The sequence below is a fragment of the Halomonas sp. 72 genome (assembly GCF_052379785.1).
In the GTDB taxonomy this organism is placed as follows: Bacteria; Pseudomonadota; Gammaproteobacteria; order Pseudomonadales; family Halomonadaceae; genus Vreelandella; species Vreelandella citrativorans.
In genome coordinates, this window is record NZ_JBQSYY010000005.1 from 154,970 (window position 1) to 167,596 (window position 12,627).

Consider the following 12,627-nt stretch of genomic DNA (forward strand, 5'->3'; position numbering starts at 1 on the left):
ACCGCTAAAAATTAGTCGCTTGAGAGCAGCTCAAAAGTGTGCTGATCGATCATTTCAAGCGCTTTACCGCCGCCTCTTGCCACACAGGTAAGTGGGTCTTCGGCAACGATGACCGGCAATCCCGTCTCTTCAGCAATCAGCTTATCGAGGTCGCGCAGCAACGCGCCACCGCCTGTTAACACCAAACCGCGCTCCGCAATATCAGAAGCAAGCTCTGGGGGCGACTGCTCAAGTGCGCTTTTAACAGCGGCGACAATCGAGCCAAGCGTTTCCTGCAGCGCTTCCAGAATCTCGTGCGAGTTCAACGTGAAGCTGCGCGGTATACCTTCCGCTAAATTACGCCCACGGACGTCGATTTCACGCAGCTCACCACCGGGGTAGGCGCAACCAATCTCTTCCTTGATTCGCTCAGCCGTGGCTTCACCAATCAAGCTGCCATAGTGGCGGCGCACGTACGCGGTGATCGCCTCATCAAAACGGTCACCGCCTACGCGGATCGATTCTGAATACACCACGCCATTAAGCGAAATAATGGCAATCTCGGTGGTACCACCACCAATATCTACCACCATCGAACCTTGCGCTTCCTCAACTGGCAGCCCTGCTCCAATCGCAGCAGCCATTGGCTCTTCGATCAGGAACACTTCACGGGCGCCAGCCCCTTCAGCGGACTCACGGATCGCTCGCCGTTCAACCTGCGTTGACATGCACGGTACGCATACCAGTACGCGCGGGCTAGGCGTCAGGAAGGTGCTCTGGTGCACTTTACGAATAAAGTGCTGAAGCATCTGCTCGGTGACTGTAAAGTCGGCGATAACGCCGTCTTTCATGGGCCGGATGGCGGTAATATTGCCAGGCGTACGTCCCAGCATGCGCTTTGCGTCGGCACCTACCGATGCCACGCTACGCATACTGCCAGACTGGCGAATGGCGACAACGGACGGTTCATCAAGCACGATGCCACGACCGCGAACATAAATCAGTGTGTTGGCCGTACCCAGATCGATCGACAGATCGCTGGAAAACAGCCCCCTCAAACGTTTGAACATGGATGTTGTTACCTAGTGCAGACCGGGAACCCTGTGCGGATGCAAACGGTATCACCGCAACCCCTTGGCAGCAAGCACGAGTCGCGCTGAACACTGCCCGCGGAGGTCAAAATGTGCTACCTTTTGCGGCTATTTTCCACGTCTGCTACACAAGACGTTTTTTTCGATGACTGATTGTATACCGTATAACGCGGAATATGTTCCATCTCACGTTTTAGCGAGGAATTTTCGATCATGGCGCTTGAAGAATCTCATGTGCGCCGGGCTGCGCATCTGGCCCGACTCGCCGTCAGCGATGACCAGGCTATTGGCTTTGTAGACGATCTAAGCCGCATTCTGGACATGGTCGACCAATTACAAAGCATTGATACAGAGGGAGTTTCTCCGCTTTCACACCCATTGGACGCCACCCAGCGCCTGCGTGCGGACGAAGTAACCGAAACCAACCAGCGCGACACCTTTCAGCGTTGTGCTCCGGCAGTGGAAAACGGCCTATATCTGGTCCCCCGTGTCGTTGAGTAAGAAAGCCGTGTTTTTAAGGCTGTTTTAACGACAGTTTTAATGACGGTTTTAAAGACAGTTTTAACGACGGTTTCCACACTTTTCATACGTTCTCGAACGGAGCTTTCGGGTCATGCTTGATAAAACGTTAACGCAACTCGCTGCCGCCTTAAAAAGTGGTGAGTTTTCCAGCCGCGAGTTAACCTCGCACTATTTACAAAAAATTGAAAAAGCTGATAGCAAGATCAACAGCTTTATTACCGTGACCGCTGAACAGGCGCTTAATCAGGCCGAAGCGGCCGATAAAGCACGCGCAGCGGGTAATGCCGGGCTGCTTACCGGCATTCCTTTGGCGTTAAAAGATATTTTTTGTACACGCGATGTAAAAACCAGCTGTGGCTCCAAAATGCTGGATAACTTCATCGCGCCGTATGATGCCACCGTCGTAGAGAAGCTTAATGCGGCCGGCACCATCAGCCTGGGTAAAACCAATATGGATGAGTTCGCCATGGGCTCCTCCAATGAGAATAGCTACTACGGTGCGGTTAAAAACCCTTGGGATTCAACCGCTGTTCCCGGCGGCAGTTCCGGCGGAAGCGCTGCTGCAGTCGCTGCCGGCCTTGTGCCTGCGGCCATGGGTACCGATACCGGCGGCTCTATTCGCCAGCCGGCGGCTTTTTGCGGCATTACGGGGTTGAAGCCCACTTACGGGCGCGTTTCGCGCTACGGCATCATTGCCTACGCATCCAGCCTGGACCAGGCAGGCCCCATGGCCCGCTCGGCTTCCGACTGCGCGCATTTGATGAACGTGATTGCGGGTCACGACGTACGCGACTCCACCAGCGTCGCCCGCGGTGTGCCTGACTATACCGAAACCCTCAATGCACCGCTTTCAGGCCTAAAAATCGGCCTACCGAAAGAGTATTTTGGTGACGGACTAGACCCCGAGGTCGAAAAAGCCGTGCGTGACGCGGTAAGCGTGTATGAGTCGCTGGGTGCGACGGTACGCGAAGTGAGCCTTCCGCATACTCACTATGCGATTCCGGCCTACTACGTCATCGCCCCTGCGGAAGCTTCCTCCAACCTGTCGCGCTATGACGGCGTGCGCTTTGGATACCGCTGCAATGAGCCGGTCGATTTAGTCGATCTTTACATGCGCAGCCGTGCCGAAGGCTTCGGTGAAGAGGTCAAACGACGCATTCTGATTGGTACGCATACTCTTTCTGAAGGCTTTTTTGACGCCTACTACACCAAAGCGCAGAAAGTTCGCCGCTTGATTCGCCAGGACTTTTTAGACGCGTTTGAAGATGTTGACGTCTTGATGGGGCCGGCCTCGCCGACGCCGGCCTTTGACCTGGGTGCCAAAAAAGATCCGGTCTCGATGTATCTGCAGGATATTTATACGATTGCCGTGAACCTGGCGGGCATCCCCGGCATCAGCGTACCCGCAGGCTTTGCCGGCGGCCGCCCAGTAGGCTTACAGATTCTGGGTACGCACTTTGCTGAAGCGCAGCTTTTAAATGTGGCGCACCAGTATCAGCAAGCGACCGACTGGCACCTTCAACTTCCTGCTATTGCCGAGGAGCACGCCTAATGCAATGGGAAACCGTAATTGGGCTGGAAGTCCACGTACAGCTCGCGACTCGCTCCAAGATTTTCTCTGGTGCTTCTACCGCGTTTGGCGCTGAGCCAAATACCCAAGCATGCGCGGTTGATTTGGGCCTTCCAGGAACGCTGCCTGTTCTCAACGAGCAGGCCGTGGCCATGGCCGTTCAGTTTGGTCTAGCGGTCCATGCGGATATTGCTGAAGTATCGGTATTTGATCGCAAAAACTACTTCTACGCGGACCTACCCAAAGGCTATCAAACCAGCCAGATGTATCAGCCCATAGTGGGTCCTGGGGACGTGGAAATTACCCTGGATGACGATACTACCAAGCGTATTCGCATTCACCATGCGCACCTGGAAGAAGACGCTGGAAAGTCGCTGCACGAAGACTTTTTAGGCATGACCGGCATCGATTTAAACCGTGCAGGCACTCCGCTGCTAGAGATCGTTTCCGAGCCGGATATGCGCAGCGCCAAAGAAGCCGCCGCGTATCTTAAAGCGATCCACTCCATCGTTACGTATCTGGGCATTTCCGACGGCAATATGGCCGAAGGCTCAATGCGCTGCGATGTGAACGTGTCTGTGCGCCCGAAAGGCCAGGAAGCCTTTGGCACCCGGGCAGAGATCAAAAACGTTAACTCGTTCCGCTTTGTCGAGCGGGCGATTGCGTTTGAAGTAGAGCGCCAGATTGAGCTCATCGAAGACGGTGGTACTGTCGTTCAAGAGACGCGCCTGTTTGATCCTGAGCGCGATGAAACCCGCAGCATGCGGACCAAAGAGGAAGCCAACGACTACCGCTACTTCCCCTGCCCCGACCTACTGCCCGTCGTACTTGATAACGCTTACCTGGACCACTTACGCAGCCAACTGCCTGAACTGCCCGCCGACAAGCGTGAGCGCTTCAAGAGTGAGCTAGGCCTTTCTGCTTATGACGCCGCGGTGCTATCTGCCAGCCGTGAAATGGCCGAGTTCTTTGAGGAGGTTCACCAAGGTTGCGGTGATGCCAAGCAGGCCGCAAACTGGGTACAGGGCGAGCTTTCCGGGGCGCTTAACCGTGAGAACCTCGCCATCAACAGCAGCCCCATATCGGCGCGCCAGCTGGGCGAGCTACTTAGCCGAGTGATTGACGATACGATCAACGGCAAAGCCGCCAAGCAGGTCTTCCAGGCGCTCTGGAATGGCCAGGGCGAAAGTGCCGACGCCATCATCGAAGCCAAAGGGCTTAAACAGGTCACTGATACCGGCGCGATTGAAGCCATGATCGACCAGGTGATCTCTGAAAGCCCGGCTCAGGTCGCGCAGTATCGCGACGCAGAACCTGAAAAACGCGGCAAGATGATTGGCTACTTTGTGGGTCAGGTAATGAAAGCCTCGCGCGGCACGGCTAACCCCCAGCAGGTTAACGGCGTGTTAAAAGAGAAGCTCGACGCGCTGCTGTAAGCATCAACGTTTGGCTCGTACAGCAACGCGAACGGCGGCCTTGGGGCCGCCGTTTTTATTACCTTAAAACGGTTCTTTCAAGCCAACTGACCTGGCGACATATAACGCGCTAACTGAGCGCAGCCTGCTGCCCATACATCTGCCTCTAACTCCGCAATGCCCGCGGTGTCGAACCCCAGCCCCTGGCCCGGCCTGCCCTCCACCAGCAGTTCCGTCAGATTACCCACCAGCGGCATATGGCTGACCAGCATTATCGGCGCGCTGTCTGGCTGTGTTAACAACCATTCGCTTACCTTGGCCGGGTCATCCTCTGGGGTTATAAAGTCCAGCGTGCTTAGCGAACAGCCTAATGCCTCAGCGACAATACGTGCCGTTTGTTGCGCACGCGCATAGGGGCTTGCATAGAGAACCGGTACGAAAAGCTCCCCTTTTGCCAAGCGTGCAGCCAGCCATTGCGCCATCATGGCGGCTTCGTGCTCCCCCTGCGGGGTGAGCAGCCGTTTGCTATCCAGAAAGCCGGGCGCTGCTTCTCCGTGGCGCATAATGAATAAGCTACTCATGCCAGCCTCGATTATCCAAATGGGCCTGCTGAACTGCCTCACGGGGCAGAATAAATTCTACATCACTGCTCTGCTCGCCCATCATCAGCGTACGCGCCATCTCCTGGGCAGGCACACCGCCGAAGAGAACATGGGAGAGGCCTTCGGCAAGCGGCATATATACACCCATTTCCTGCGCCTTGGCACACACCAGCTTAACCGTATTGACGCCTTCAGCCACTTGGCCAAGCGCGGAAACAGCCTCTTCAAGGCTGCGCCCCTCGCCCATGGCATACCCCACGCGATAATTACGCGACAGGTTCGACGAACAGGTCACAATCAAGTCGCCCACCCCGGCAAGGCCAAGGAATGTCATGGGGTTAGCCCCCTGGGCCACGGCAAAGCGGCTCATTTCAGCCAGCGCCCGAGTCATTAGCATGCTGCGGGTATTTTCCCCCATACCCAACGCAGCGGCCATGCCCGCCGCAATGGCATAAATATTCTTAAGTGCACCGCCCAATTCCACCCCGTGGCGATCATTGCTGGCATAAACACGAAAGTAGCGGCAGCCCAATGCTTGCTGCACACGGGTGCGCGTTAGCGCATCGGCACTGGCAATCACTGTCGCCGTTAGCTGCTTATCGGCTATTTCTGAGGCAAGGTTGGGGCCTGCGATGACGCCAATATGGGAAAAGCCGGTTTCATCCGCTAACACCTGACTCATCAGCAGAAAGCTATCCGACTCAATACCTTTGGTGGTACTGACCAGAATTTGTCTTGCCTTTAGCCAAGGTTTCGCGGCCTGCACCACGCTTCGAAACGCCTTTGAGGGAATGGCGATAAGCACAAGCTCGGCATCGTCCAGCACCGTGTGCAGGTCCGTTGAGGCTTGAACGGCAGGATTCATCGCATAGTGAGGCAAGTAGCGACCGTTACGGTGCTCTTGATTAATTTGTGCGACCAGCGCTTCGTCTCGCATCCATTGACGCACATGGGCACCGTTATCCGCCGCGATGCTGGCAAGCGCCGTACCGAAACTGCCACCTCCCAGCACCGCGACCTTGATTTGCTGCTCAGCCATAAGGATGTCCTGAAAAAATCACGCGAAAAGTAACAGCTACTTTATCAAAACAAACGGCCCGCTTGGGAATCCAAACGGGCCGTGAAAAGTAGCAACGACGATTAAGCGGTCAGTACGCTGTTTAGACGCTTCACATAAGCGGCTGGGTCGTCCAGATGACCACCTTCGGCGATAATCGCCTGGTCAAGCAGGATGTGCGCCAGCTGTGTGAAGATCTCGCCTTCTGCTCCTTCCAGGCGTGTTACCAGCGGGTGCTCCGGATTGAGCTCTAAAATGGGCTTAACGTCCGGCATTTTTTGCCCGGCGGCTTCCATAATGCGGCGCATTTGAAAGCCCATTTCATGCTCAGGCAGCACGACGCAGGCCGGTGAGTCGGTCAAACGATGGGTAACCTTGACGTCCTGTACACCATCGCTAAGCGCTTCTTTAACGCGCTTCAGCAAGTCTTCTTTCGCCTTGGCTGTCTCTTCCTGAGCCTTTTTCTCGGCTTCGTCTTCGACATCACCAAGGTCCAGCTCGCCTTTGGCAACATCCGCAAAGGATTTACCGTCAAACTCGGTCAGATGGCTCATCAGCCACTCATCAATACGGTCAGACAGCAGCAGAACTTCGATACCTTTCTTACGGAAGATCTCCAGGTGCGGGCTGTTTTTCGCCGCATTGAAGCTATCTGCTACCACGTAGTAGATCTTCTGCTGGCCTTCTTTCATGCGCTCGACGTAGTCGGCAAGCGATTGATCCTGGGTAGCGGTGTCGCTGTGCGTGGACGCAAAGCGTAAAAGACCAGCAACTTTTTCGCGGTTAGCAAAATCTTCGCCTGGGCCTTCCTTCAGCACGCTGCCGAAGGTGTTCCAGAAGGTTTGGTACTCTTCGCTGTCCTTGGAAAGCTTTTTAAGCATATCCAGCGCACGCTTGGTCAGCGCCCCTTTGATCTTGTCGACCTGCGGGTCCTGCTGCAAAAGTTCGCGGGAAACGTTGAGCGACAAATCGCGCGTATCCAATACGCCTTTGATAAAGCGCAGGTAGAGCGGCAGGAACTGTTCAGCGTCATCCATGATAAATACGCGCTGCACATAAAGCTTAACGCCGCGAGCGCCATCGCGCTCATACATATCAAAAGGCGCCCGGCCCGGCACGTAGAGCAAACTAGTGTACTCAAGCTTGCCCTCTACCTTGTTGTGGCTCCAGGCAAGCGGGTCGCTAAAGTCATGGGCAACGTGCTTATAAAACGCCTTGTACTCGTCATCAGAAACATCGCTCTTGGGGCGCGCCCAGAGTGCAGTGGCTTCGTTAACGGTTTCCCACGTGGTGACTTCGCTACCTTCGATGTCGTTGCCTTCATCATCCTTGACCGTTTCGGTCTTGGGCATGCGCACGGGCACTTCAATATGATCAGAGTACTTGCGCACCAGGTTTTGAAGGCGGTAATCGTCAGCAAACTCTTTAGCGTCTTCTTTCAGATAAAGCGTAATTTCGGTGCCGTGAAGCTCGCGCTCAATATCAGCGACGGTAAACTCACCTTCGCCTTTAGAGCGCCACTCAACGCCTTCAGAGGCGGCCGTCCCGGCTTTGCGGGTACGCACTGCCACTTCGTCAGCCACAATAAAGCCTGAGTAGAAACCTACACCGAACTGGCCGATCAACTTGGCATCTTTTTGCTGCTCGCCTGACATCTGCTTTAAAAACTCAGCGGTGCCTGAGCGGGCGATGGTGCCCAGATTAGCGATAACGTCTTCGCGGTTCATACCAATACCGTTGTCGCGCAACGTAATGGTATTGGCTTCTTTATCGTGCTCAATTTCTACTCGAAGCTCGCTGTCGCCTTCGTACAGCGCATCGTTATCTAGCGCCGCGTAGCGCAGTTTGTCACAGGCATCCGCGGCGTTAGAGATAAGCTCACGCAGGAAAATCTCCCGGTTGGAATACAGGGAGTGAATCATCAGGTTGAGAAGCTGCTTAACTTCTGTTTGAAAGCCTAACGTTTCTTCGTGGGTCGCTGTTGACATTCGCCTAGCCCTCATCAATCACGTTTGTTTAGAGTTCCTGCCTCCCAATGAGACAGGAACGAAAAAATGTGTGAGTTGGATATGGGGATAAGCAGAGCGATTTCAAGAAGGTGAGTGTTGAGAAGTAGTGATATCAATATCGCCGTACTTCCAGGCGCGGTAATCTGCCAAGCGCTGGTCAATACGGTTGAGAAGCCAGCCAACGATAATGACATCGTCAATCAGACCTATGAAAACGAGAAAGTCCGGAATTAAATCGAACGGCATTGCAAGGTAGGCAAGCGCCAGCGTCATCATGCCAAAGGCAGCCCAGGGCACAGGCCGAAAGCGACCGCTCAGGACATCAGACGTCATGGGCACAAACAGTTTCAGTGCGCGTCCGATACGTTTTACAGCCCAGAGGCGGGATTTAAGTCGACGAAATAGCCACAACGTGGATAATCGAGCCATCGTAATTGAATCCTCCAAGTGTCACGATTGTCTGAACACTATTTGACCATTTCGTTCACTATTAGCGGTTGCCAATCCGTTAGCGAGAAAGAGAGAAAATTATGCAGGCATCGCCATTCAGATCCCCTTTTCGCACTTTATGCGCGGCAATCCTGGTGGGCTTACCCACTGCCTCATGGGCTGCTTCTGATACCGCTATGCGCGATGCGTTAGAAGCCGCTCGTCAACAACAGTGGAACCACATCGACGAGCGCGCTATTGAAGGCCATGTGCTGAGCGGCTATGTCGACTACCACCGATTACGCAATCAACTACCCAACGTCTCGACGGCCCAAGTACAACGCTTTATTGACCAGCATAACGACTCTCCGCTTTCTGAGTGGCTACGCGGCCAGGCCATTGCCCAGTATGGCCACGCGGGGCGTTATAGCGATTTGCTGGCCGTTGCCGATGGCGAACCTGCAGGCACCGCTCGCCAGTGTTATTACTATACAGCCATACTGGATTCACAGCCCCAGCAGGCCGCAGAGGCAGGCCTTGCACTTTGGCTTGAAGGAAGCTCTCAGCCCGATGCGTGTGACCCCCTGTTTGACCGCCTGCGGGCTAACGGCACGATTGATTCAAAGGCTATCTGGGAGCGAAGAATGCTCGCTTGGCAAGCCGGTGAAGATCGTCTCTCAGACTATTTAGACGGGCTGCTCAGTGGCCAGTGGCACACCGCTATTGAAACCGCCGACCAAGTGAATACCAATACCCGCGCGGTCACCTCAGCGCCCGCCTGCCTTGGCCCTGAATGCGCGGCAACCGCCAGTTTCTACAAAGCCGCGATGCAGCGGTTCACCCGTGAAGATACCCCGGCCGCATTGAGTAGCTGGCAAACCATCGCGCCCAACTTGAACCTTCTACCCAGTGATCAGCAAACCATTGAAGAAGAGTTGGCTTTCTATGCACTGGTACGCAATGTACCCGGCGCCTTAGGCTGGGTAGATGACGTTCTTCCCTCGTTGGATAGCGAGCGCGTGCTTGAGCTACGCGTACGTCGTGCATTGGCAGACCGGCAGTGGCAGGAGGTGATTCACTGGATTGCGGAAATGCCCACCAGCCAACAAGAAAACAGCCGCTGGCAGTACTGGCTGGGGCGTGCCAATGAACAGCTGGGCAGCCAGGAGGCAGCCACCGCTCGCTACCGTCAGGCGGCGACCGACCGCAGCTTTTATGGGTTTGCGGCCGCTGAACAACTTGGCCAGCCTTACCAGCTCAATCTTGAGCGCAATCATTTTGATGAGACTTCACGCGAACGCACTGCACGCCTCCCCGTGGTCCAGCGTACCGAAGCGCTGCTACGCATTGGCGAAGACGGCCTTGCCAATAGCGAATGGCTGTATGCGGTGAAAAACGGCACGCCCCAGCAGGCGCGCGCCCTGGCCGATTATGCAGCCCATCAACAGTGGCATGCACGCCTGGTACAGACCACGATTGCTGGCAGCATGTGGGATGCGCTTGATTGGCGCTTCCCCGAGGCTTACCGGGAGAGCTTTATGCACTGGGGCCACCAAACCGGTGTAGACCCGTATATGCTAATGGCGATTACCCGTCGTGAAAGTGCCTATAACCCGGTAGCGCTCTCTCCAGCAGGCGCCCGCGGTTTGATGCAGTTAATGCCCGGCACGGCAAGCCTGGTAAGTCGCCAATTGGGTATTAGTGACCCAGGGCCTTACGGCATTCTTGACCCTGAACTTAATATTCGCCTGGGCAGCACTTATCTGCGCAACAAGCTTAACCGCTATCAGGGTAACCGACTTGCCGCCGCTGCCGCCTATAATGCTGGCCCTGGGCGTGTTGATCAGTGGCTGGGAAGCGGCATGGAGTCATTTGATCTGTTTGTGGAAAGCATTCCCTTTAAAGAAACACGCGATTATGTGCAGGCGGTGCTTAGCTATCGGGTAATTTTTGAAAGTTTGGCCAACGGTGGTAACAGCGAAGGTGTTTCACTGTTAAGTGATAGTGAACAACAGGTACGTTACGACCGCGCTTTGCTGGCTCGTCAATAAGCGTACAAAGGTAATCGCGCTTACTGCCTGGTCAGTTTACTCACCAAGCGCCCAGTTATACTGGGCGCTGCTCCATCGCCAAACGGAGCCCAAACGCGACCAGCACCGCGCCAGTCGCGGCATTTAACGCCTGCGCAAAGCGCACGCTGGCGAGCCACTTGCTGGCGCCTCCCACCATGAATACCACGCTGATTTGCCAGATATTGGCAATGATAAAGTGGACACCTGCTAGCCACAGGGACTTGACCAACGCCGGATCACCCGGCGCAATAAACTGAGGCAAAAAAGCCATATAAAAAATAATCGTTTTTGGATTCAATACATTGGACAGCAAGCCTTCCTTAATGGGCTGCCAAAGCGGAACAGGAGAAGCAGCACCGATCACCCCTTTGACCGGTAATGGCTGGCCACGCCTTGCAGCTAACAAACTGGTGACCCCTAGCCATACCAGATACCCCGCCCCGACCAACTTTAATAGATGAAATGCCCAGGCCGACTGGAGCAGAATCAGTGAAATACCTAATGCCGAGATGGTCGCGTGTACAAACAGACCGCAGCAGATCGCTAAGCTGGTGGCAATGCCGTCCCGAGTCCCGCCTCGGGCAGTGTTACGGATAACCAGCAAGGTATCCACGCCAGGCGTAATCGACAACAGCGTAATAGCGACCAAAAAGGCCACAAACTGAGAATCTACAAGCTGTATTGACAACATATACGCGGCTCAACAAAAGTTAAGAAACATTAGATTGTTACTGGACGACCCATTTTTTTGCATCTACATTGATTTTGGCGGGCGAATCCTATGCAGGTTCGCTTGATCATTATAGGCACGTTAAGGAAACGACTAATGGCAACTGGCACCGTCAAGTGGTTCAACGATACGAAAGGTTACGGCTTCATCTCACCGGATGATGGCAGTGACGACCTGTTTGCGCACTTCTCCGAAATTCAAGCGGAAGGCTTCAAGACCCTGCAAGATGGTCAAAAAGTCAGCTTTGAGGTAACGCAGGGTAAAAAGGGCCTTCAGGCTTCTAACATTCGCCTTGCTTAATCATGGCCGAATGTAGCGAGGCCCGCCAAGGCGGGCCTTTTTATTGCCTGCTCAACGCGCCTTATTGATGAGTAGCGTTAGTATTATCGCTGTCTGCGTCTTCATTCAGAATAACCCCACGGCTACTACTGCCATTATGTTCACGCTCGATTTCCTGAAACTGCTCTTCAAGTCGCTTTTGGGCTTCCTCAAAGCGGCGTTCGGTATCCTCAATCAATGCATCAACATCGGTAGCTTCCCGGTTATCTTCCAAGCGCGAGCTTTCGGGTAGGCTGCTCTGTGTTTCCCACTCATTGGACAATGCTTCTTGCTCAATAGCATCGTACTCTTCGGCTTGTTGCTCTGCTTCTTCAAACTGCTCATTTAGGCGCCGTTGGGCTTCCTGAAAACGCTGTTCAGTCTCTTCAATCATTTGATCGACGTCGGAGCGCGTTGCCTCTCCTGGCAATGCGCCACCCTCTTGCAGTATCTCATCAGGGTCCGCCGCCAGAGTGTCTTCGCCTGCCGTTACCTCTTGGGCCTCGGGCTCGTCAGCGTTGACCGCATCATCTTGCATATCATCACGCAGCGCCTCGGCCTGCTCTAGCTCTTCAGCGGCCTGGCGCGCCTCAACGTCATCCTCTACCTCCGCAGGACTTGGCATATCCGCGGCATTTTCAGCGGCGGCCGGCGCTTCTTCCTCTTGTACAACGTCTTCATCAGAAACCGATGAAGGCTCATCCGGTGTCACATCAGTCTCTTCTTGAGAGTCACCACATGCGCTTAGCAATAGTGCCAAGGTGGCAACAACCGGTATCCATAAACGGTTTACCATTAGATTCCCCTTCTTAAATAACGCTTTTAAAGACAGC

12 protein-coding genes are annotated in these 12,627 nt (G+C 54.5%); 5 read left to right on the plus strand and 7 right to left on the minus strand.

The features are described from left to right. Positions 1-11: 11 nt before the first annotated feature. Positions 12-1,049 carry a rod shape-determining protein gene (locus tag ACT3T6_RS07575; RefSeq protein WP_087109456.1) on the minus strand — a complete coding sequence of 346 codons (1,038 nt, stop codon included), beginning with the start codon at positions 1,047-1,049 and terminating at the stop codon, positions 12-14. 234 nt (positions 1,050-1,283) lie between these two features. Between ACT3T6_RS07575 and gatC the strand changes: the two genes are divergently transcribed. From gatC to gatB, 3 genes are all read left to right on the plus strand, one after another. Further along, positions 1,284-1,571, plus strand: coding sequence for an Asp-tRNA(Asn)/Glu-tRNA(Gln) amidotransferase subunit GatC (gene gatC / locus ACT3T6_RS07580; RefSeq protein ID WP_087109458.1), 288 nt, complete (start codon positions 1,284-1,286; stop codon positions 1,569-1,571). 112 nt (positions 1,572-1,683) lie between these two features. Further along, a complete protein-coding gene (gene gatA / locus ACT3T6_RS07585; RefSeq protein WP_193053818.1) occupies positions 1,684-3,144 on the plus strand; it encodes an Asp-tRNA(Asn)/Glu-tRNA(Gln) amidotransferase subunit GatA in 1,461 nt (486 codons plus the stop codon). Then, on the plus strand, positions 3,144-4,598 hold the full coding sequence (gatB, locus tag ACT3T6_RS07590; protein WP_172116296.1) for an Asp-tRNA(Asn)/Glu-tRNA(Gln) amidotransferase subunit GatB: 1,455 nt from the start codon (positions 3,144-3,146) through the stop codon (positions 4,596-4,598). The genes gatA and gatB overlap by 1 nt, the downstream gene beginning before the upstream one ends. A gap of 77 nt (positions 4,599-4,675) precedes the next feature. On the opposite strand, the gene sixA is transcribed toward gatB, so the two are convergent. The 4 genes from sixA to ACT3T6_RS07610 form a co-directional block, all read right to left on the minus strand. Then, a complete protein-coding gene (gene sixA / locus ACT3T6_RS07595; protein WP_193053819.1) occupies positions 4,676-5,158 on the minus strand; it encodes a phosphohistidine phosphatase SixA in 483 nt (160 codons plus the stop codon). Continuing rightward, complete coding sequence (locus ACT3T6_RS07600) at positions 5,151-6,218, minus strand: NAD(P)H-dependent glycerol-3-phosphate dehydrogenase (RefSeq protein WP_193053820.1); 1,068 nt, start codon at positions 6,216-6,218, stop codon at positions 5,151-5,153. Before ACT3T6_RS07600 ends, sixA begins: the two co-directional genes overlap by 8 nt. Before the next feature lie 101 nt (positions 6,219-6,319). Continuing rightward, complete coding sequence (gene htpG / locus ACT3T6_RS07605; RefSeq protein WP_193053821.1) at positions 6,320-8,224, minus strand: molecular chaperone HtpG; 1,905 nt, start codon at positions 8,222-8,224, stop codon at positions 6,320-6,322. A gap of 102 nt (positions 8,225-8,326) precedes the next feature. Next, positions 8,327-8,674, minus strand: a complete 348-nt coding sequence (locus ACT3T6_RS07610) for a YkvA family protein (protein ID WP_193053822.1) — start codon at positions 8,672-8,674, stop codon at positions 8,327-8,329. A 101-nt stretch (positions 8,675-8,775) separates the two neighbouring features. Between ACT3T6_RS07610 and ACT3T6_RS07615 the strand changes: the two genes are divergently transcribed. Continuing rightward, positions 8,776-10,725 carry a transglycosylase SLT domain-containing protein gene (locus tag ACT3T6_RS07615; RefSeq protein WP_193053823.1) on the plus strand — a complete coding sequence of 650 codons (1,950 nt, stop codon included), beginning with the start codon at positions 8,776-8,778 and terminating at the stop codon, positions 10,723-10,725. A 55-nt stretch (positions 10,726-10,780) separates the two neighbouring features. Here the strand turns inward: ACT3T6_RS07615 and ACT3T6_RS07620 are convergent, their stop codons facing one another. Beyond that, the gene (locus ACT3T6_RS07620) at positions 10,781-11,437 is read right to left on the minus strand and encodes a LysE family translocator (protein ID WP_193053824.1); all 657 of its coding nucleotides are present in this window, start codon (positions 11,435-11,437) and stop codon (positions 10,781-10,783) included. A 135-nt stretch (positions 11,438-11,572) separates the two neighbouring features. Here ACT3T6_RS07620 and ACT3T6_RS07625 point away from each other — a divergent pair, with 135 nt between their 5' ends. Further along, entirely contained in the window at positions 11,573-11,776 is a 204-nt protein-coding gene (locus ACT3T6_RS07625) for a cold-shock protein (protein WP_018915713.1), read from the plus strand. Positions 11,777-11,837: 61 nt separating this feature from the next. Here ACT3T6_RS07625 and ACT3T6_RS07630 read toward each other — a convergent pair whose 3' ends face one another. Further along, a complete protein-coding gene (locus tag ACT3T6_RS07630) occupies positions 11,838-12,590 on the minus strand; it encodes a hypothetical protein (RefSeq protein ID WP_193053825.1) in 753 nt (250 codons plus the stop codon). Positions 12,591-12,627 lie beyond the last annotated feature (37 nt).

What these genes read in the sequence shown, in the direction of transcription:
- ACT3T6_RS07630 (WP_193053825.1), bottom strand. Translation starts at nt 12,590, where the DNA reads ATGGTAAACCGTTTATGGATACCGGTTGTTGCCACCTTGGCACTATTG.
- ACT3T6_RS07610 (WP_193053822.1), bottom strand. Translation starts at nt 8,674, where the DNA reads ATGGCTCGATTATCCACGTTGTGGCTATTTCGTCGACTTAAATCCCGC.
- htpG (WP_193053821.1), bottom strand. Translation starts at nt 8,224, where the DNA reads ATGTCAACAGCGACCCACGAAGAAACGTTAGGCTTTCAAACAGAAGTT.
- sixA (WP_193053819.1), bottom strand. Translation starts at nt 5,158, where the DNA reads ATGAGTAGCTTATTCATTATGCGCCACGGAGAAGCAGCGCCCGGCTTT.
- ACT3T6_RS07625 (WP_018915713.1), top strand. Translation starts at nt 11,573, where the DNA reads ATGGCAACTGGCACCGTCAAGTGGTTCAACGATACGAAAGGTTACGGC.
- ACT3T6_RS07600 (WP_193053820.1), bottom strand. Translation starts at nt 6,218, where the DNA reads ATGGCTGAGCAGCAAATCAAGGTCGCGGTGCTGGGAGGTGGCAGTTTC.
- ACT3T6_RS07615 (WP_193053823.1), top strand. Translation starts at nt 8,776, where the DNA reads ATGCAGGCATCGCCATTCAGATCCCCTTTTCGCACTTTATGCGCGGCA.
- ACT3T6_RS07575 (WP_087109456.1), bottom strand. Translation starts at nt 1,049, where the DNA reads ATGTTCAAACGTTTGAGGGGGCTGTTTTCCAGCGATCTGTCGATCGAT.
- gatC (WP_087109458.1), top strand. Translation starts at nt 1,284, where the DNA reads ATGGCGCTTGAAGAATCTCATGTGCGCCGGGCTGCGCATCTGGCCCGA.
- ACT3T6_RS07620 (WP_193053824.1), bottom strand. Translation starts at nt 11,437, where the DNA reads ATGTTGTCAATACAGCTTGTAGATTCTCAGTTTGTGGCCTTTTTGGTC.
- gatA (WP_193053818.1), top strand. Translation starts at nt 1,684, where the DNA reads ATGCTTGATAAAACGTTAACGCAACTCGCTGCCGCCTTAAAAAGTGGT.
- gatB (WP_172116296.1), top strand. Translation starts at nt 3,144, where the DNA reads ATGCAATGGGAAACCGTAATTGGGCTGGAAGTCCACGTACAGCTCGCG.